Genomic DNA, 19,721 nt, shown 5'->3' on the forward strand with positions numbered 1-19,721 from the left:
CTCAACGATCCTTCGGGTCGAGCGCGTCGCGCAGCCCATCGCCGACGAAATTCAGCGCGAACAGCGTGGAGACGAGAAAGAAGGCCGGGAACAAAAGCAGCCAGTTGGCCGAGCCGATGTTCTGGGCGCCGACCGAGATCAGCACGCCCCAGCTGGTCATCGGCTCCTGGACGCCGAGCCCGAGGAACGACAAAAAACTCTCCAGGATGATGACCTGCGGCACCAGCAGCGTCATGTAGATCACCACCGGCCCGAGCAAATTGGGGATGACGTGGCGCAGCAGAATGCCGCGCTGGCCGACGCCCATCGCCTCCGCCGCCTGGACATATTCCTGCCGGCGGATCGACAGCGCCTGTCCGCGCACGATGCGCGCCATGTCGAGCCACAGCACCGCGCCGACCGCCAGGAACATCAGCACGAAGTTCCTGCCGAAGAACACCACCAGCATGATAACGAAGAAGATGAACGGCAAAGAATAGAGCACGTCGACGACACGCATCATCACCTCGTCGACCCTGCCGCCGGCGAGGCCGGCGGTGGCGCCGTAGAGCACGCCGATGACCACGGCCACAATCCCGGCAAGCAGGCCGATGGCCAGCGATATGCGCCCGGCCATCAGCGTTCTGGACAGGAGATCGCGGCCGGTATTGTCGGTGCCGAACAGGAAATATTGCTGCTTGATCGAGGCACTCATCACCATTTCGAGACCGTCCGGCGATTTGCTCTCGATCTTTGTGTTATCAAAGGTGTCGGAACGATCAAGGTAGCGAATGTTGCGGTCGTCGATCGGCTTGGACGATTTGACGGTAACGAACACACGGCTGCCCTCCTGCCGCCACTCCTTGATGTCGACGCGCATGCGCCTGATCGCCTCGTCGAGAGCGCCTTCGATCATGTCGGCCTTCGGATAGGCGGAGAAGCTCGGCGGCGTGCGGACATAGTGGGCATAGATGGTGGTGTATTGGTGCGGCACGAAATAAGGCCCAAACACACTGATGACGGCGATGAAGGCAAGATAATAGAGGCTGAACATGGCCGCGCGATTGGCCTTGAGGCGTGCCCAGGCGTCACCCCACAGGGACCGGCCGACGACCGGTGCGGCAACTGCGATATCAGTCATAGCGCACCCTCGGATCGACGACCCCATAGAGGACGTCGACGATCAGGTTGAAAACGATGGTGAAGAGCGCGATGACCACCACCGTCCCCATCACCAGTGTGTAGTCACGGTTGAGCGCGGCAACGACAAAATGGCGGCCGATGCCCGGGATAGAGAAGATGGTCTCGACGATGATCGAGCCAGTGAGAAGGGCCGCGGCTGCCGGACCCGTGAAGGAGACGATCGGCAGGATGGCGCCGCGCAGTGCATGCTTGACGACGACTGACCAGTCGGACAGGCCGAGAGCGCGCGCGGTGCGGATGTGATGCGAGTGCAGCGATTCGATCATCGAGCCGCGCATCAGGCGGGCAACGATGGCGATCTGCGGCAGAGCGAGCGTCAGTACCGGGCCGACCTTGTTGATGAGGGCTCCATCGCCCCAGCCACCGATCGGCAGCAGCTTCCAGGTCAATCCGAATACAAGCTGGATTACCGGGGCGATGACGAAGGTCGGTATGGTGCTGCCGGCAGTCGCCAGCGCGATCACCGAATAGTCGGCAAGCTTGTTCTGGTTGAGCGCGGCAACAGTGCCGAGCACGCTGCCGAGGAGCAGCGCCAGAACGAGCGCCGAAGCGCCGAGTTGGATCGAGATCGGCAGGCCTTCCCTGAACAGCTCGCCGACGGTGAAATCCGGCATGTTGTAGCTGGGGCCGAAATTGCCGCGCAGAAGATTGCCCAGATAATGGAGGTACTGCAGCCAGAGCGGGTCGTTGAGCCCGAACTGGGCCTCGAGATTGGCTCTGATCTCCGGGCTCAGGCCCCGCTCCTGGTTGAACGGTCCGCCCGGTGCGACGCGTATCAGGAAGAACGCCATGGTCACGATGACGAACAGCGTCGGGATGGCGGTCAGCAGCCGCCGGAATACGTAACGCAGCATCGATGCCCCGCTTGATCCAGAGCAGCGCGCGTCCGGCTGGACGATTGCGCTCTAGCCTTCAAATCTTCGCACCGGCATTGTCGAAAATCGAATCCGGTTCCCGGGCCGATGCGATGGCAAACCAGCACCGCCGCGCATTGAGTTGCGCGGCGGCCTGGCTAGTGGATCAATCCTTGCTGATGAAGCGGGACGGATGGATGTCCATCACATTGTCGTCGAAGCCATGCAGCTTCGAGGAAACGATGTCGTGATAGCTATAGTAGAGGATCGGAATGTTGCCGACCTCATCGACGAGGATGCGCTCGGCCTTGGCGAGTTCCTTCATGCGCTCTTCGGGCTTGCCGCCGGCGGCGGCGGCCTTGTCCATGGCCTCTTCGTATTTCGGGCTGTTGTAGATGGAATAGTTGTTGCCACTGGCCTTGCGGGAGATGCCAAGGAAGGTTTCCGGATCCTTGTAGTCCGCAATCCAGGCGGCACGCGCGACGTCATAGTCGCCCTTCTGCTCGAGGAACGAGTAGTGGGTCTTGGTATCGGTGTTGAGCAGGCTGACCTCGACGCCAAGCGGCTTCAGCTGTTCCTGGATGGCGACAGCGGTGTTCTTGTGGTTTTCCGAGGTGTTGTAGCGGATTTCCATCTTCAACGGATGCTCGGGCGTATAGCCGAGCTTTTCCAGGATTTTCTTGGCTTCATCCTCGCGGTCGATCTGCGACATGTCGGCGTATTTGGCCAGTGCCGGCGTGTAGCCCTCGATGCCCGGAGGCACCATCGAATAGCCGGGCAGCATCGAATTCTGCCAGACTTTTTCGGCGAGGAAGTCGCGATCGATCGCCATCGAGATGGCGTTGCGCAGTTCGACATTGTCCCACGGCGCCTTGTCGGTCTTGATCGCATAATAGTAGGTGCCGAGATATGGTCCGACACGGACCTGGTCGCCGAATTTGGCCTTGAGGTCGGCGAGCTGTTCGGTCGGCAGGTCACCGTAGCTGTCGAGTTCGCCGGCCTCGAAGCGCTTCATCGCAGACGACCGATCCTCGGTCGGGATGTAGTTGACCACGTCGAACTTGACGCTGGCGGCATCCCAGAATTTCGGATTCTTGACCAGCTTCAGATGGTCGTTGGGAATCCACTCCGCTGCTGTAAAGGCCCCGTTGGAGACCAGCTTGCCTGCCTTGATCCAGTCGGCGCCAAGCTTTTCGATAGACGCCTTGTTAACCGGATAGGTCGCCTGATGGGTCAGCATCTCCAGGAAGTAAGGGGTTGGCGCCTTGAGCGTGACTTCGAGGGTATTTGCGTCAATCGCCTTGACGCCCATATCCTCCGGCTTGCCCTTCTTGGTGTTGACTTCCTCGGCACCCTTCACTGGATAGAGCATGGAAGCGTATTCGGCAGCGGTGGCCGGATCTTCCAGCCGACGGAACGAATAAACGAAATCGTCCGCCGTCACCGGGCTGCCATCCGACCAGAGGCCGCCCTTGCGCAGCTTGAAGGTGTAGACAGTGCCGTCGTCGGACACCGTCCAGCTTTCGGCGGCGCCCGGAATGAGGTTCGTCTTCTTGTCATGCATGACGAGGCCCTGGAACAGGTCGCGTATGATATCGGCTTCGTAGACCGTCGAGGTCTTGTGCGGATCGAGCGTCTCCGCTTCGGCGGCGGCCCCGCGGTTGTAGACAGTTTCGGCGAAAGCCGGCGTGTAGAACGTACCGGCGGCCAAGACCATGGTCGTGGCGAGTACCGTCGCCTTCAGCACATGTTTCAGCATGGAGTTCTCCCTAATGACGTCGCCCTTCAGCCACGTCTCTAAGTGTTGACGCCCCGAAACCGATTGGCTGGTTCCTTTCGAGCGCGCAGCCGGTTCCCTTTCCGGCAGCTGGTGGCCAAACAGTAACGTGGAGATTTTTTATTTCAACAGACTCTCGGGGTCACCCAAAGTAAGGCGCCGGGACAGTCGCCTTGCGAGCTGCCAATCAATGGTCGAAATCATTGGCCTTGGCTGCGTTTCATCGCCCAGAAAACGCCCGTCCGTGGGAGATAATCTGGCGGATCATTTCAGTTTGCGAGAATGTATTAATTAGTTTTTAGTCAACCATGGGTTACATATTTGGGCGGCTTCGGCACATCTCTCTTAAGTTCCGTGGACAAGGGCAATGGATAAGACAGACAGTAAAACTGTCTCATTAGCGGCAAAAAACATACGCCAATTAAGGACAAAGCTACGCCTGATTGGGGAAGAATCTGGAACTTCTGCGGTCGAATTCGCCCTGCTTTCACCGGTCTTTATCCTGCTCCTGCTCGGAATGGTTGCATACGGTATCTATTTTGGTGCAAGCAACTCCTTGCAGCAAATCGCCGCCGATGCCGCCCGCACTGCAATTGCCGGATTGAACCAAACCGAGCGCCGGGCGCTGGTGGCGAGTTTCGTCAAAAACAATGCCAGTGGATACCCGTTCGTCGATTCCGGCAAGCTGACCTATCAGGCGACGGACAGCACGGCCGACGGAAATCAGTTCGTCGTGTCGATCCAGTACGATGCCAGCAACCTGCCGATCTGGAACCTGTTGCCAAGCCTTGCAATGCCGCAAACCACGATCTCGCGCAGATCGACCATCAGGATTGGAGGCATCTGAAATGCCACATTGCTTGGTGAGGAGCATCGACCGGATCGGGCGCTCGATGTTTGGTGACGTGAAGGCGAACTTTGCCGTCATGACGGCGCTGATAGCGCCATTCGCGCTGGGGCTGGCGGCCTTCGCTGTTGACGAAGGTTCGATCTACACGGAGCGCAGGGAAGCCCAGGCCATGACCGATCTGGCGGCGATCACCGCGGCATCGAACATCAACAATATGGAAGCCGCGGCAGTAACGACGCTCAGCGACAACCGAATGCCCGGCATCATTGTTCAAAAGCCAGGTCAGACAATCGTTCCCACGGTTGGAAAAACCGTCGTGTCGGTCACCGGCGGCCGATACTCAGCGGTGTCCTCCGTTGGTGTCGACAAGCGCTTCGAGGCCGGTAAAACGCCTTACAACGCCGTTCGCGTCACTCTGCAAAAAATCCCCGCCCGGTATTTCGCCAGTTCGCTCATCCCTACTCCGGTTGTCGGCACCGAAGCCATTGCCAGCGTAACCCCGCAAGCGATGTTCTCGGTCGGGTCCAGGCTCCTCAGCGTCAATGGCGGCATCCTCAACGCGCTTCTCAGCAAGTTGTTGGGCGCCAACATCTCGCTCAGCGTCATGGACTACAACGCGCTGATCTCGGCCGATGTCAACGTGCTTTCGTTCGTCGATGCCCTTGCCGTGCAGTTGCAACTGACAGGTGTCAGCTATTCCGACGTGCTGGCGTCAAAAGCGACGGTAGGCCAGATCGCGACCGCCATGGCCAATGCGTCCGGGTCGGGCAGCGCCAGCAAACTTGTGTTGCAGACGATCGCGTCCAGGGCCACCAACACGGTCAAGATACCCCTCAATCATCTTGTCGATCTTGGCTCGATCGGCAAGCTCGGCCTCGGACAAAAGTCTCCTGGCTTTTCCGTCGACGCAAGCGCGATGGGCATGCTGGGTGCCGCCGCCTCGCTGGCCAATGGCTCAAACCAGGTCCAGGTCGATCTCGGCGCCACTATTCCGGGACTTACCTCCACCACGCTCGCCATCGCCATCGGTGAACCGATGCAATATTCACCCTGGCTGGCCGTCGGCGAAAAAGGCACCGTGGTGCGCACCGCGCAGACACGAATCAAGCTGGTCACCACAGTCGGCATCGGCAATTCCAATCTCGGCGGCGGCATCAGTCTGCTGTCCGTCAACCTGCCTCTGCATGTCGAAGTCGCCTATGCGGAAGCTAAGCTAACCGACATCAGCTGCCCGACGGGCCGGCCGGATAGCATCAAGGTCTCGATCGCCGCGCAGCCAGGCGTGGCCTCGCTGCACCTTGCCGCCAGCGACGCCGACAACAACCCATCGGCCTTCGCCGATTTCAGCAATCCGCAATCGTTCTCCGACGCCACGATTGCACAGGTAAGCGTGAAGCTTCTGCTGCTTACCCTCAATCTGCTCGATGTGAAGGGTTCGTCCTCACTTGCCATCACCAACAACGATCCGACCACATTGACGTTCGACAGCACCGATATCGCCAACAAGACGATAAAAACTGTCGCCACAAAAAACCTGACGCAATCGCTCACGACATCGCTGGTCAGCGGCCTCTCGCTCTCGGTCAATGCACTGGGCCTCGGGCTGGACGTGACGGCCCTGCTCGGAACGGTGAAGCCGGCGGTGGTAACGGTTCTGAACGGCGTGACGGCGCCTGTCGACGCACTGGTCTATAACGTGCTTGCGGCGCTTGGTATGCATGTGGGCGAGGCCGATGTTCGGGTTGTCGGCGCGACTTGCGGGCGCTCCGTGCTCGTTCAATGAGATGACGAAATAGAGCTCAGCCGATCCGGCCGAGGAAGCAGCCGAGCGGCGGCTGCGACAGAGTTCTTTCCTGCAAGACCCCGTCAGCACCGCCAAGATCTACCAGCTCTATCGCATCCAGATCCGGCGGCAATTGCCAGCCGGCGGGCTCGTCGGCGAAATTGAAGACACAGAGCAGCTTTTCGTCACCGCCTTCTCGAATGAAAGCAAGGACGTCGCCTTCGGCATCGAGGAACCGGATCGAGCCTCGAACCAGCGCCGGATGCTGCTTGCGCAAGGCCAGCATCGCCCGGTAGCTCGCCAGGACGGACGTTTGCTCGCCGTACTGGACGTCGACCGCCCGGGCGCGATGGCTTGCCGGGATTGGAAGCCACGGCTTGCCGGTCGAAAAGCCGGCATTGTCGACGCTAGCCTCCCAGACCATCGGCGTTCGGCACCCATCCCGCCCCTTGATTGCCGGCCAGAAGCGGACGCCGAAAGGATCGCGCAAATCCTCGAAGGCCAGTTCGGCCTCCTCCAGCCCGAGCTCCTCGCCCTGGTAGAGGCAGATTGATCCGCGCAGGCAGGAAAGCAGCACAATCGAGAATTTCGCCAGCTTGTCCGGCGCGCCGCCCTGCCTTGCCCAGCGGCTGACATGGCGCACGACATCGTGGTTGGAAAATGCCCAGCAAACCCAGCCGTCGAACACCGTACTCTCGAAGGCCTCGACACAGCCACGCACATGCGCCGCCGAGAATTGCGGGCCGAGCAGGTCGAAGGTGTAGGACATTTGGAGCTTGTCGCCACCGCCGGTATAGGCGGCGAGTGTCTGCAACGAACGGGTTTCGTCGCCAATCTCGCCGACCGCGGCGCGGCCTTCATATTCGTCAAGCAAGGCCCGGAAGCGCCTGAGGAAAGCCAGGTTTTCCGGCTGGCTCTTGTCGAACAGATGCTCCTGGTAAAGATAGGTGCTGGTTGCCGTATTGATGCCGGCGACGCTTTCCGCCAAAGGCGGGTTGCTGCGCAGCCAGCGGTCGTGGACATAGTAGTTGACCGTGTCCAGCCGAAACCCGTCGACGCCGCGCTCGAGCCAGAACCGCACCGTTTCCAGCAAGGCGTCCTGCACCTGCGGATTGTGGAAATTAAGGTCCGGCTGCGAGGCGAGGAAATTGTGGAGGTAATATTGCCTGCGCGTTGCGTCCCATTCCCAGGCCGGGCCGCCGAAAAGCGACAGCCAGTTGTTGGGGGCGGTGCCGTCGGGCTTCGCATCGGCCCAGACGTACCAGTCGGCCTTGGGGTTGTCGCGGCTCGTGCGGCTTTCGACGAACCATTCGTGCCGATCCGACGAATGCGACAAGACCTGGTCGATGATCACCTTCAGGCCGAGTCGATGCGCCTCTGCAATCAGCGCGTCGAAATCCTCTGATGTGCCGAACATCGGATCGACGGCGCAGTAATCCGAAACGTCGTAGCCCATGTCGGCCATTGGCGACTTGAAGAAAGGCGACAGCCAGACTGCGTCGACACCAAGCGATGCGACATGGGCCAGCCTCGAGGTGATGCCGCTGAGATCGCCGCTGCCGTCGCCTGTCCTGTCCTGGAAGGAACGCGGGTAGATCTGGTAGATGACGCAGCCGCGCCACCATTCGGCATTGTCAGCCATCATGGCTCTCCTCTGCGCCCGCCTGCGCGGTCCTGCGTTCGATCATGAACATGACCGTTCGCCCAGGCACCGGCCGTGAGATATCGCAAGAATCGGTTTCGGTGGCCGTGCGCCAATGAAAACCCGCCCGTACCGGCAGCGTGAACATGCAGGCCCGGCGGTCGCCGTTGATGATCACTGCAAAACGACTGTCCCGATCGCTAGTGAGAACCATGACCAGCCGATGCCGCCTAGCGTCGTGCCAGGCTGCCTCGTCAAGCGTCACGCCGGTTTCCGTCAGCCAGGCAACGTCTGGCATTTCCGAGCCGGCCGCTGGCTCGCCGGTGAGAAAGCTTGTGTCCAAAAATGCCGGCACAGCACGACGCATCTTGGCGAGCAGAACGGTGTACTGCTCGAGCGCCTGGTCGCGCCCGGCCCAGTCGAGCCAGGTGATGTCATTGTCCTGCGCGTAGGCGTTGTTGTTGCCGCGTTGCGTGCGGCCGAACTCGTCGCCGGCCGTCAGCATGATCGTGCCGCGCGAGGCAAAGAGCGTCGCCAGCAGAGCGCACAGGTCATCGAAACGGGCCGTAACGATCGCGCGGTCGTCGGCCTGGCCCTCGACGCCATTGTTCCAGGACAGGTTATCGTCGTGACCATCGCTGTTCTGTTCGCCATTGGCCTCGTTGTGCTTGTGCTCATAGGCAACGATATCGGCCAGCGTCATGCCGTCATGTGCAGCGATGAAATTGACGCTGCGGCTCGTTGTCTGGCCTGCTTGGGAAAAGACGTCGGACGAACCGGCAAGCCGCGTCGCCAGCGCACCGATCATGCCGCCGTCGCCGCGCCAGAAGCGGCGGATATCGTCACGGTATTTGTCGTTCCATTCGAGGAAGGGCGGCGGAAAATTGCCGAGCTGATAGCCATCCGGTCCGATGTCCCAAGGCTCGGCGATCAGCACCCGGTCGCCAAGAACAGGGTCGTTGCGGATGGCGTTCAGAAGCTGCGCATCAGCGTCGAAAACGCCGTCAACGCGGCCGAGGATCGGCGCCAGATCAAAGCGGAACCCGTCGACACCGGCGCGCTGGGCAAAGTGACGAAGTGCGTCGAGGACCATTTCCCGGACGACAGGATGGTCGCAGGCGAGCGTATTGCCGGTTCCGGTGTCATTGACCAGAGCGCCGTCGGCCTCGTGCCGGTAGTAGGCGCGGTTGTCGAGCCCGCGCAGCGACAATGTCGGGCCGAGCCGGTCGCTTTCGCCGGTGTGGTTGAACACCAGGTCGAGGATGGTGCCGATGCCGGCCTCACGCAGCGCGGCAACCGTGGCGCGCAACTCGGCCAGACCACCGGGCGCCAGTCGCGGATCGAGCGCCATGAAGGTCACGGGATTATAACCCCAGGCGTTGCGCAGACCGAGCGGCGGCAAATGCCGTTCGTCGATCGATGCAGTCACCGGCATCAACTCAATGGCTGCGACGCCGAGTTTTTGCAGGTACTCGATAACAAGGGGATGAGCGAGCGCTGCAATGGTGCCGCGTTGCTTCTCGGGAATGTCCGGATGCAGCTTTGTGAAGGCGCGTACCGGCACTTCGTAGATGAGGCCGCCGGGCCGAAACAAAGGCGGCAATGCGGGCAAGGGTTCCGGCAAGGCGCCAGCAATGGCCTTCGGCATCAGCGACGCCGTGTCGGCCCCCTCGCCCCGGCGCGCGACCAGCCGGCCGTCATAGGCATAGGGCCTGTCGATCTCGACGGCATAGGGATCGGCCAGCAGCTTGTCGGGATCGAACCAGAGACCGTGTTCCGGCGCGTAGTCGCCGTCGGCGCGGAACCCATATCGGGTGCCGGCGGCGAGACCGGCAACAAAAAGCGTATGCACGCCGTCGCCCTCGGGCTGGAGTTCAAGCCGCTCGATCTCGCGGTTGCCGCGCTCGTCGAAGATCGAGACCCAGATGCGCCGAGCCGACGAGGACCATGCGGCGAAGCGGATACCTTCCTTGGTGATGGTTGCGCCGAGCTGGCTCACGCGGACCAACCTTGTTGTTGAGCAGCGCAAAGGTTCGGGATTGGCCGAGCAGGCCTCTCCAACTTCATCATTCCTGGGCGAAGCAGGAGCGAAGCTTCGTCGCGAAGACCCTGGGATCCATGCCGTGGCCTCGGCCGAAGTGCACGGCCGAACAGAATTCTGCACCGGGGCATCGCTCCGGAGTCATGGCATGGATCCTGGGGTCTGCGCCGCGTCGCTTCGCTCCTTGCTTCGCCCCAAGATGACGAAACGACAGGTGTTGTGGTCGATCTCCAAGGCATTCGATCCGCCAGCGCAAGCACATCCGACCTGTCAAATATCTGCGTCGCGAAAGCAGCACCCCGATCGGCAATACGGTCCAACCCTCCTGATAAGCGCGAGGACAAAGTTGGACGCCAAGCTCACGTAATCACGCTCGGCTTGGCGCGGCCGGTATGGCTGCGAATCCCGGCGATATCGTCGGCGGCCGCAATCAGGTCGGCAAGCGCCTCCTGGGTGTCGAGATCGTGGCGGCTGTTGTCCGGCTCGTAGCGCTCCACATAAAGACGTAGCGTCGCGCCCGAGGTGCCGGTGCCTGACAGGCGGAAGACGACGCGTGAGCCGCCTTCGAACAACACCCTGATGCCCTGGTTCTTGCTGACCGAGCCGTCGACCGGATCGTGATAGGCGAAATCATCGGCGCTGGCGATCGTCATGCCGCGCACGCTGGCGCCAGGCAGCGAGCCAAGCTTGGCGCGCAGCTCGTCGACAAGCGCATTGGCGCGATCGGTCTCGACCTCCTCGTAGTCGTGGCGCGAATAGTAGTTACGGCCATAGGCCGCCCAATGCTGGGTGACGATCTGCTTGGCGCTTTCGCCGCGCACGGCAAGGATGTTGAGCCACAAAAGCACGGCCCACAGGCCGTCCTTTTCGCGGACATGGTTGGAGCCGGTCCCGGCACTCTCCTCGCCGCAGATCGTTGCCATGCCGGAATCGAGCAAATTGCCGAAAAATTTCCAGCCGGTTGGCGTCTCATAGATGCCGATTCCGAGCTTTTCGGCGACCCGGTCGGCAGCACCGCTGGTCGGCATCGAACGGGCGATGCCTTTCAGCCCGGCCTTGTAGCCCGGCGCCAGATGGGCGTTGGCGGCGAGCATCGCCACCGAATCCGACGGGGTGATGAAAATGCCCTTGCCGATGATCAGGTTGCGGTCGCCGTCGCCGTCGGAGGCAGCGCCAAAGTCTGGCGCATCCGGCCCCATCATCTCGTCGTAGAGGTGTTTTGCGTGGACCAGATTGGGATCGGGATGGTGGCCGCCGAAATCCGGCAGCGGAATGAAATTGCGGGCGGTGCCGTTCGGCGCGCCTAGCCGGTTTTCGAGGATCTCCTTGGCATAGGGGCCGGTCACCGCATGCATCGCGTCGAAGCGCATGCGGAAACCCGATTTGAACAGCGCCCGCAAGGCATCGAAATCGAACAGGCTTTCCATCAGTTCGGCATAATCGGCGACCGGATCGATGATCTCGACGGTCATGTCAGCCGTCTTGACCGTGCCGATCGTGTCGATGTCGACCGGTCCGATATCGGCGATCTTGAAGCTTAAGATCGCCTTGGTTTTTTCGAAGATCGCGTCGGTCAGCTTTTCCGCCGCCGGGCCGCCATTGCCGGCATTGTACTTGATGCCGAAATCCTCATGCGGGCCACCCGGATTGTGGCTGGCCGACAGGATGATGCCGCCGAAGGTCTTGTATTTGCGGATGACATGCGAAGCGGCGGGCGTCGACAGGATGCCGCCCTGCCCGACCATCACCTTGCCGAAGCCGTTTGCCGCGGCCATGGCGATGGCCTTCTGGATGACCTCGCGGTTATAGAAGCGGCCGTCGCCGCCGATCACCAGGGTTTTTCCCTCGAATCCGTCCAGCGCGTCGAAGATCGACTGGATGAAGTTCTCGGCATAGTGCTCCTGCTGGAACACCGGGACCTTTTTACGCAGCCCGGAGGTGCCGGGCTTCTGGTCGGGATAGGGTTTGGTGGCGATAGTGCGGATCATCAGTCAGGCAGCCCTTTTCGAAAGCAGCAAGCGATAGAGTTCGACATATTTTTCGGCGCTTTTGTCCCACGACACGTCGGCCTTCATGCCTTGCCGCTGCATCGACGTCCACACCGCGGGATTGGCATGCGCCTCGACAAGGCGGCGGACGGCGTGCAGCAAGGCGCCGGCATTGGCGGGGGCAAACTGGAAACCGGTCGCCACGCCGGCCGAGATGGCGGCTTCGTTGGCATCGATGACCGTGTCGGCAAGGCCGCCGGTGCGGGCGACGACCGGCACACAGCCATAGCGCAGGCCGTAAAGCTGTGTCAGCCCGCAAGGTTCGAAGCGCGACGGGATGATGATGGCGTCGCAGCCGCCCTGCATGGTGTGGGAGAGTCCCTCGTCATAGCCGACGACGACGCCGATGCGACCACGATGGCGGGCTGCGGCGGCAAGCAACGCGCCTTCCAGCCCAGCGTCGCCAGACCCAAGGATTGCCAGCCGTGCACCTGCCGCGACAATGCCATCGACGGCCGCCGCCAGTATGTCCATGCCCTTTTGCCAGGTCAGCCGGCTGACGACGCAGACGATCGGGCTATCATCGCGATCGAGGCTGAAACGGTCCTCGACCGCGGCCTTGTTGGGCATTCGCGCCTTAAGCGTCTTTGCCGTGTAATTGGAGACCAGATGCTTGTCGGTTTCCGGGTTCCAGATCTCGGTATCGATGCCGTTGACGATGCCATGGAGATCGACGGAGCGCATGTTGATCAGGCCGTCGAGGCCCATGCCGAATTCGGGCAAGCGGATTTCCTGCGCATAGGTCGGGCTGACCGTGGTGATCGCCCAGGCGGCCTGCAGGCCGGCCTTGAGGAAGCCGACGCCGCCATAATATTCGACGCCGTCGAGCGCCATCGCCGGTGCCGGCAGGCCAAGCTCGCCAAAAATGCCGGCGCCGAACTGGCCCTGGAAGGCGAGGTTGTGCACGGTGATCATCGACGGCGTGCCGACCGCCTTGCCGTAGCGCATGTAGGCGAGCGTCATCGCCGACTGCCAGTCATGGGCATGGACGATATCGGGCAGGTAGCCTGAGATCGCGCCGCCGGCAATATCACCGCCTACCTGGCTCAAGGCCGCGAACCGCCGCCAATTGTCCGGCCAATCGGCGCCGGTCGCGTTGCCGTATGGGCCGCCGGGGCGGTCGAAAAGATGCGGCGCGTCAAGCACGAACAGGTCGAGCCCGGCGATCTGGACGGCATGCACCGAAGCCTTGCCGCCCTGCAGCAATGAATATTGCTGAACCGCCTTCTTTTTCCTGAAGGCGCCCATCACCTGGGGATAGCCCGGGACGAGCGTGCGCATGGTGACGCCGTTGCCGGCCAACGCCACGGGCAAGGCGCCAGTCACGTCGGCGAGCCCTCCGGTCTTGACCAGCGGAAAGATCTCGGGCGCCACCGACAGAACCTGCATGCACTACGATCCCAGCCTGTTGATCATGTCCTGCGTGACGAGGCAGATGCCTTTTTCCGAAACGCGGAAACGCTTGGCGTCGAGGACAGGATCCTCGCCGACCACCAGCCCCTCCGGGATCCTGACGCCGTGATCGATGACCACGCGCTTCAGCCTGGCGTTGCGGCCGACATGGACGTCGGGCAGCATGACGACCTCCTCCAGCGTCGAATAGGAATTGATGCGCGCGCCAGTGAAGATCAGGCTTCGCTTCAGCGAAGCGCCCGAAACGATGCAATCGCCCGACACGAGAGACGACACGGCCGACCCGCGGCGGCCATCCTCGTCATGCACGAACTTTGCCGGCGGCTTCAATTCGGCATAGGTCCAGATCGGCCAGTCGCGGTCGTAGAGATCAAGTTCCGGCGTGATGTCGGTCAGGTCGATATTGGCTTCCCAATAGGCGTCGACCGTGCCGACGTCGCGCCAATAGGCCTCGTTCTCGGCGGTCGAGCGCACGCATGATTTGGCGAAGCGATGCGCGATCGCCTTTCCGTGTTCGACGATGTAAGGGATGATGTCCTTGCCGAAGTCGCGGCTCGAGCCGGGCTCCGCCGCATCGCGACGCAATTGCTCCATCAGGAACTTGGTCTTGAACACATAGATGCCCATCGAGGCCAGCGCAAAATCCGGCTTGTCGGGAATGCCCGGCGGATCGGCGGGCTTTTCGATGAAGGAGATGATGGTGTCCTTGTTGTCGACATGCATGACGCCGAAGCCGGTGGCTTCCATGCGCGGCACTTCGAGGCAGCCGACTGTGACGTCGGCGCCGGCCTCGACATGCTGGCGCAGCATCAATTCGTAGTCCATTTTGTAGATATGGTCGCCGGCCAGGATGACCATGTATTCCGGCCCATAGGCCTCGATGATGTCGATGTTCTGGTAAACGGCGTCGGCGGTGCCCTCGTACCATTGCGTTTCCGACACACGCTGGCTGGCCGGCAAAATGTCGAAGCTCTCGTTGCGCTCGGGCCTCAGGAAGTTCCAGCCGCGCTGCAGGTGGCGGATCAGCGAATGCGCCTTGTACTGGGTGGCGACGCCGAGGCGGCGGATACCGGAATTGAGCGCATTGGACAGCGCGAAATCGATGATGCGGGTCTTGCCGCCGAAATAGACCGCCGGCTTGGCGCGGCGGTCGGTCAGTTCCTTGAGCCGGCTGCCACGGCCGCCGGCCAGCACGTAAGCCATGGCGTCGCGTGCCAGCGGCTGTGTTCGTTTTATTTCAGCCATTCCTATCCTCCCAGGTTAGATGCTCCAGACATAGCTCAGTCCGGGACGAATTCGAGCATGATCGTCGACAGCGGCGGCAAAAGCATCGTTGCCGAAATGCCTCCTCCTTCCGCCCGAGCCTCGACGCCGCCGCTATTGCCCTTGCCGGAACCGCCATAATCCGTGGCATCGGTGTTGATGATCTCGCGCCATTTTCCGGCCTGCGGCAACGGCACGCGGTAATTGTCGCGCGGCACCGGCGTGAAGTTGGAAATGACGGCGACCGGATTGCCGCCCGGCGCGCTGCGTAGCCAGGCAAATACCGAGTTCGCGCTGTCGTCGACGATCAGCCAGGAAAAGCCCTCCGGCTCGCAGTCGCGGGCATGCAGCGCCGGGCGCGAGCGGTAAAGATAGTTCAGATCGCGCACCGTCTGCCAGACGCCGCGGTGGAGCCGGAAATCGAGCAGGTTCCAGTCGAGCGCGCGCGCCTCGCTCCACTCGCGGCGCTGTGCGAACTCCTGGCCCATGAACAACAGCTTCTTCCCGGGATAGCCCCACATGAAGGCGTAATAGGCGCGCAGCGTCGCGAATTTCTGCCAGTCGTCGCCGGCCATCTTGTTGAGCAGCGTGCCCTTGCCGTGCACCACTTCGTCATGGGACAGCGGCAGCACGAAATTCTCGCTGAAGGCGTAGACCAGGCCGAAGGTGATGTCGTTGTGGTGATGCTTGCGGAAGATCGGCTCCTTGGAGAGATATTCCAAAGTGTCGTGCATGAAGCCCATGTTCCATTTGAAACCGAAGCCCAGTCCGCCTTCATGCACCGGCTGCGAGACTTTCGGCCACGAGGTCGATTCCTCGGCGATGGTCATCACACCCGGATGGTGGCCGTAGACCTCCTTGTTCATACGCTGCAGGAAGCTGACCGCTTCGAGATTCTCGCGCCCGCCCTTCTCGTTGGGAATCCATTCACCGGCCTTACGCGAATAATCGAGATAAAGCATCGAGGCGACCGCATCGACGCGCAGACCGTCGACGTGATATTTCTCTGCCCAGAACAGCGCATTGTTGACCAGGAACGAAATCACCTCGCGACGACCGAAATTATAGATCGCGGTGTTCCAGTCGGGATGGAAGCCCTTGCGCGGATCGGCATGTTCGTAGAGTGCGGTGCCGTCGAACTTTGCCAGACCGTGTTCGTCAACCGGGAAATGCGCCGGCACCCAGTCGAGGATGACGCCGATGCCGGCGCGGTGAGCACCGTCGACGAAGCGGGCAAAACCGTCCGGATCGCCAAAGCGGGCAGTCGGCGCATAGAGACCCGTCGTCTGGTAGCCCCAGGACGGGTCATAAGGGTGTTCGGAGATCGGCATGAATTCGATGTGGGTAAAACCGGTCTCGACCACGTAAGGGATCAGCCTGTCGGCGAGCTCGTCCCACGACAGGAAGCTGCCGTCGTCGTGAAGCCGCCATGACCCGGCATGGACCTCGTAGATCGATACGGCTTCGCGCCTGTGGTCGGCATTGCGCCAGTAGTTCCGGTGCGCCTCGTCGCCCCATTCATGCGCCGGCGGCAATGCCGTCACCGAGGCGGTGGCCGGGCGCAGTTCGGACTTGAAGGCGAACGGATCTGCCTTGAGCGGCAATCTCACGCCATCCGGCCCGATGATCTCGTACTTATACGGGCGGCCAGCGCCGATGTCGGGAATGAACAGCTCCCAGATGCCGGTGTCGCGGCGGACGCGCATGGTGTGCCTGCGGCCGTCCCACTCGTTGAAGTCGCCGACCACCGAGACGCGCCTTGCATTGGGCGCCCACACCGCAAAATGCACGCCCGATGCACCTTCATGGTCGATGAGATGGGCGCCGAGCTTGTCGAACAGCCTGAGATGCGATCCTTCGGCGATGTAATAATCGTCCAGCGGGCCGAGCACGGGGCCGAAGGAATATGGATCGGTCAGCCACCAGTCACCGCCGGAATTCCTGGCATGATAGCGCAGCGGCTGGCGTTTGCGCAGCGACAGTTTGCCTTCGAAGAAACCGCGATCGTCGCGTCTCGACAGCTCGCCGGCCTTCTTGCCGGTCAGCGTGTAGGCGGTGACGACCTCGGCATGAGGGACGAAGCAGCGGGCGACAAAGCCCTTCCCCGCCTCATGCACGCCGAGCACGGCAAACGGGTCGCCATGCGTGCCGGCGACAATCGCCGCGACATCGCCGGCTGGCGCCAGTCCGTCCGGCCCGCTTGTCGCAACGGTCGCGCGCGGCTTGCTCATCAGGCAGTGTCCCTCCTCGGGCACCAAGTGTGTGTTTCTAGTGAAGTTTTGAATTCGACAGTCGCAGGCCGCCTGACCTTCCAAGGGATGCGAAGGTCAAATCACTCCACTAGGGCCACATTGTTCCTGGTCTCATGCAATCACATCAGGCGGGCACGTGCCAGATGTCTTTCGCATATTGGCGGATCGTGCGGTCGGACGAGAACCAGCCGACGCGGGCGACATTGCGGATCGCTCTGGCGTACCAGTCCGGGCTGTTGCGCCAGACGGCATCGACGTCGCGCTGGGTGGCGGCGTAGGCATCGAAATCCGCAGCGACCATGAACCAGTCGCTCTGGTAAAGGCCGTTGATCAGGTCGCGATAACGGTCCGGATCGCCAGGCGAAAAGACCCCGGACGAAACCGCGGCAAGCGCCTGCGCCAATTCAGGCGATCCCTCGATTGCGACGCGCGGATCGTAACCATTGTTGCGCCGCTCGGCGACTTCCTCTGTGGTCAGGCCGAAGATGAAGATGTTGTCGTCGCCGACGCATTCCTTGATCTCGACGTTGGCGCCGTCGAGCGTGCCGATGGTCAGCGCGCCGTTCAGCGCGAACTTCATGTTGCCGGTGCCGGACGCTTCCATGCCGGCGGTCGATATCTGCTCCGAAAGATCGGCGGCCGGCATCATGATCTCGGCAAGGCTGACATTGTAGTTCGGCACGAACACCACTTTCAGCAAACCGCGCACCGCCGGGTCGCGGTTGATGACCCGGGCGACGTCGTTGGCAAGTTTGATGATCAGCTTGGCGTTGTGATAGCTGGGCGCCGCCTTGCCGCCGAAGAATTTGACGCGGGGCATCCAGTCGCGCTCCGGATGCGAGCGGATCTGGTCGTAAAGCGCGACCGCTTCGAGAATGTTCAAGAGCTGGCGCTTGTATTCGTGGATGCGCTTGACCTGGATGTCGAACAGCGCCGAGGGGTCGACCTTGATACCGAGGCGGTCGGCAACGAGATTGGCAAGCCTCGTCTTGTTCGCCCGTTTGACAGCGGCGAACTTGTCGCGGAAGGCGGCGTCCTCGGCGAAAGGATCAAGCCGCTTTATCTCGTTGATGTCGTCGAGGAAACCGTCGCCGATCGCCTCTCGGGTGAGTGCCGTGAGGCCGGGATTGCACTGTATCAGCCAGCGCCGCGGCGTGATCCCGTTGGTCTTGTTGTTGATGCGGTCCGGGTAGAGCTTGTGAAGGTCGGCAAACACCGTCTCCTTCATCAGCTCGGTATGCAGTGCCGAGACGCCGTTGATCGAGTGCGAGCCGACAAAGGCCAGATTGCCCATGCGCACGCGGCGATCGCCATTTTCCTGGATCAGCGAGATGCGGCTGATCTGCTCGTCCGAGAACTGGTCGGAGGCGCGCGCCTCGAGCAGCACCTCGGCGTTGATGGCGTAGACGATCTGCATGTGGCGCGGCAACAGCCGCTCGAATAGCGGCACGGGCCAGCTTTCCAGCGCTTCGGGAAGCAGCGTGTGGTTGGTGTAGCCGAAGGTGCGCCTGGTGATGCTCCAGGCCTGATCGAAATCCATGCCGTGGACATCCATCAACAGGCGCATCAGCTCGGGGACGGCGATGGCCGGGTGGGTGTCGTTGAGATGGATCGCCGCCTTGTCGGGCAGCGATTGCAGGTCGCCATACTGGCTGAGATGACGCTGGACGATGTCCTGCAGCGAGGCGGTGGAGAAGAAATACTCCTGCCTGAGCCGCAACTCCTGGCCCGCCTTGTGGGAATCTGCGGGGTAAAGGACGCGCGACAACGCATCGGCCTTGTTGCTTTCGGCGAGCGCACCGATGTGATCGCCGGCGTTGAACTTGTCGAGCAGGATCGGGTCGACCGGCATGCCGGACCACAGACGCAGCGTGTTGACGCGGTTGGCCCGCCAGCCGACAACCGGCGTATCGTAAGCAACGGCCAGAACATGTTCGGTCGGCTTCCAGACGTGCCGCTCGAGCCGGCCGTCCTTCGAGGTGACCGATTCCACCGAGCCGCCGAAGCCGACCTCGAAGGAGCGTTCGCGGCGCTCGAACTCCCAGGGGTTGCCGTGATCGAGCCATGTCTCGGGCAGCTCCACCTGCCAGCCGTCATGGATCTCCTGCCGGAACATGCCGTTGGCGTAGCGGATGCCGTAGCCATGCGCGGGGATATTGACGGTAGCCATACTTTCCATGAAGCAGGCGGCGAGCCGGCCAAGACCGCCATTGCCAAGGGCAGCGTCCGGTTCGAGCGCGGCAATGATGTCGAGGTCGACGCCAAGCGACGACAGCGCCTCGCGCATATTGTCCATCAGGCCGAGATTGGAGAAGGCATCGCGCATCAGGCGGCCGATGAGGAATTCCAGCGACAGGTAGTAGACGCGCTTTTCCTGCTGGGCGTAGGCCTCTTGGGTCGCCTGCATCCAGTGATCGACGATGCGGTCGCGCACAACCTTGATCGAGGCGGTGAGCCAATCGTACTGTGTTGCAACGTTGGTGCCCTTACCGACCCTGTATTTGAGGGCCTGCAAGACTTCCTCGGCGAGCGTCTTGGGATCCGGGTTTTCGAGCGTGGGCAGAGGAGCTTCGGTTGTCATCGCGCGCGTCATGCTGCCTCTCGTGAAATTGCCAG

At 61.8% G+C, this 19,721-nt stretch carries 12 protein-coding genes; 2 read left to right on the top strand and 10 right to left on the bottom strand.

Features of this window, described 5'->3' with window-relative positions; translation table 11 throughout:
• Window position 1 precedes the first annotated feature (1 nt).
• The 3 genes from RQ479_RS11135 to RQ479_RS11145 form a co-directional block, all read right to left on the bottom strand.
• Entirely contained in the window at window positions 2-1,120 is a 1,119-nt protein-coding gene (locus tag RQ479_RS11135; RefSeq protein WP_376705090.1) for an ABC transporter permease, read from the bottom strand.
• Complete coding sequence (locus RQ479_RS11140) at window positions 1,113-2,036, bottom strand: ABC transporter permease subunit (RefSeq protein WP_376705091.1); 924 nt, start codon at window positions 2,034-2,036, stop codon at window positions 1,113-1,115. Before RQ479_RS11140 ends, RQ479_RS11135 begins: the two co-directional genes overlap by 8 nt.
• Window positions 2,037-2,202: 166 nt before the next feature.
• On the bottom strand, window positions 2,203-3,795 hold the full coding sequence (locus RQ479_RS11145; protein ID WP_376705092.1) for a peptide ABC transporter substrate-binding protein: 1,593 nt from the start codon (window positions 3,793-3,795) through the stop codon (window positions 2,203-2,205).
• Between the two features lie 385 nt (window positions 3,796-4,180).
• Here RQ479_RS11145 and RQ479_RS11150 point away from each other — a divergent pair, with 385 nt between their 5' ends.
• Together RQ479_RS11150 and RQ479_RS11155 are read left to right on the top strand one after the other, a co-directional pair.
• Window positions 4,181-4,660: a TadE family protein gene (locus RQ479_RS11150; protein WP_376705093.1), complete on the top strand. Its 480-nt coding sequence runs from the start codon at window positions 4,181-4,183 to the stop codon at window positions 4,658-4,660.
• Window position 4,661: 1 nt separating this feature from the next.
• Window positions 4,662-6,446 carry a pilus assembly protein TadG-related protein gene (locus RQ479_RS11155; protein ID WP_376705094.1) on the top strand — a complete coding sequence of 595 codons (1,785 nt, stop codon included), beginning with the start codon at window positions 4,662-4,664 and terminating at the stop codon, window positions 6,444-6,446.
• Between the two features lie 16 nt (window positions 6,447-6,462).
• On the opposite strand, the gene RQ479_RS11160 is transcribed toward RQ479_RS11155, so the two are convergent.
• The 7 genes from RQ479_RS11160 to RQ479_RS11190 form a co-directional block, all read right to left on the bottom strand.
• A complete protein-coding gene (locus RQ479_RS11160; RefSeq protein ID WP_376705095.1) occupies window positions 6,463-8,091 on the bottom strand; it encodes an alpha-glucosidase family protein in 1,629 nt (542 codons plus the stop codon).
• A complete protein-coding gene (gene glgX / locus RQ479_RS11165; protein WP_376705096.1) occupies window positions 8,081-10,087 on the bottom strand; it encodes a glycogen debranching protein GlgX in 2,007 nt (668 codons plus the stop codon). Before glgX ends, RQ479_RS11160 begins: the two co-directional genes overlap by 11 nt.
• Before the next feature lie 401 nt (window positions 10,088-10,488).
• Complete coding sequence (locus RQ479_RS11170; RefSeq protein ID WP_376705097.1) at window positions 10,489-12,117, bottom strand: alpha-D-glucose phosphate-specific phosphoglucomutase; 1,629 nt, start codon at window positions 12,115-12,117, stop codon at window positions 10,489-10,491.
• 3 nt (window positions 12,118-12,120) lie between these two features.
• A complete protein-coding gene (gene glgA / locus RQ479_RS11175; protein ID WP_292653627.1) occupies window positions 12,121-13,566 on the bottom strand; it encodes a glycogen synthase GlgA in 1,446 nt (481 codons plus the stop codon).
• Window positions 13,567-13,569: 3 nt separating this feature from the next.
• On the bottom strand, window positions 13,570-14,835 hold the full coding sequence (gene glgC / locus RQ479_RS11180) for a glucose-1-phosphate adenylyltransferase (RefSeq protein ID WP_376705098.1): 1,266 nt from the start codon (window positions 14,833-14,835) through the stop codon (window positions 13,570-13,572).
• Between the two features lie 35 nt (window positions 14,836-14,870).
• Complete coding sequence (gene glgB, locus RQ479_RS11185; protein ID WP_376705099.1) at window positions 14,871-17,084, bottom strand: 1,4-alpha-glucan branching protein GlgB; 2,214 nt, start codon at window positions 17,082-17,084, stop codon at window positions 14,871-14,873.
• A 145-nt stretch (window positions 17,085-17,229) separates the two neighbouring features.
• The gene (locus RQ479_RS11190) at window positions 17,230-19,698 is read right to left on the bottom strand and encodes a glycogen/starch/alpha-glucan phosphorylase (protein ID WP_376705100.1); all 2,469 of its coding nucleotides are present in this window, start codon (window positions 19,696-19,698) and stop codon (window positions 17,230-17,232) included.
• Window positions 19,699-19,721: the final 23 nt, after the last annotated feature.

Origin of the sequence: Mesorhizobium sp. ISC25, assembly GCF_042295465.1 — a bacterium.
GTDB lineage: Bacteria > Pseudomonadota > Alphaproteobacteria > Rhizobiales > Rhizobiaceae > Mesorhizobium.

Bases quoted from the DNA above. Each gene is read 5' to 3' on its own strand.
- RQ479_RS11140 (WP_376705091.1), bottom strand. From the start codon at position 2,036: ATGCTGCGTTACGTATTCCGGCGGCTGCTGACCGCCATCCCGACGCTG.
- RQ479_RS11155 (WP_376705094.1), top strand. From the start codon at position 4,662: ATGCCACATTGCTTGGTGAGGAGCATCGACCGGATCGGGCGCTCGATG.
- glgC (WP_376705098.1), bottom strand. From the start codon at position 14,835: ATGGCTGAAATAAAACGAACACAGCCGCTGGCACGCGACGCCATGGCT.
- RQ479_RS11150 (WP_376705093.1), top strand. From the start codon at position 4,181: ATGGATAAGACAGACAGTAAAACTGTCTCATTAGCGGCAAAAAACATA.
- RQ479_RS11135 (WP_376705090.1), bottom strand. From the start codon at position 1,120: ATGACTGATATCGCAGTTGCCGCACCGGTCGTCGGCCGGTCCCTGTGG.
- RQ479_RS11145 (WP_376705092.1), bottom strand. From the start codon at position 3,795: ATGCTGAAACATGTGCTGAAGGCGACGGTACTCGCCACGACCATGGTC.
- RQ479_RS11190 (WP_376705100.1), bottom strand. From the start codon at position 19,698: ATGACGCGCGCGATGACAACCGAAGCTCCTCTGCCCACGCTCGAAAAC.
- glgA (WP_292653627.1), bottom strand. From the start codon at position 13,566: ATGCAGGTTCTGTCGGTGGCGCCCGAGATCTTTCCGCTGGTCAAGACC.
- glgB (WP_376705099.1), bottom strand. From the start codon at position 17,084: ATGAGCAAGCCGCGCGCGACCGTTGCGACAAGCGGGCCGGACGGACTG.
- RQ479_RS11160 (WP_376705095.1), bottom strand. From the start codon at position 8,091: ATGATGGCTGACAATGCCGAATGGTGGCGCGGCTGCGTCATCTACCAG.
- RQ479_RS11170 (WP_376705097.1), bottom strand. From the start codon at position 12,117: ATGATCCGCACTATCGCCACCAAACCCTATCCCGACCAGAAGCCCGGC.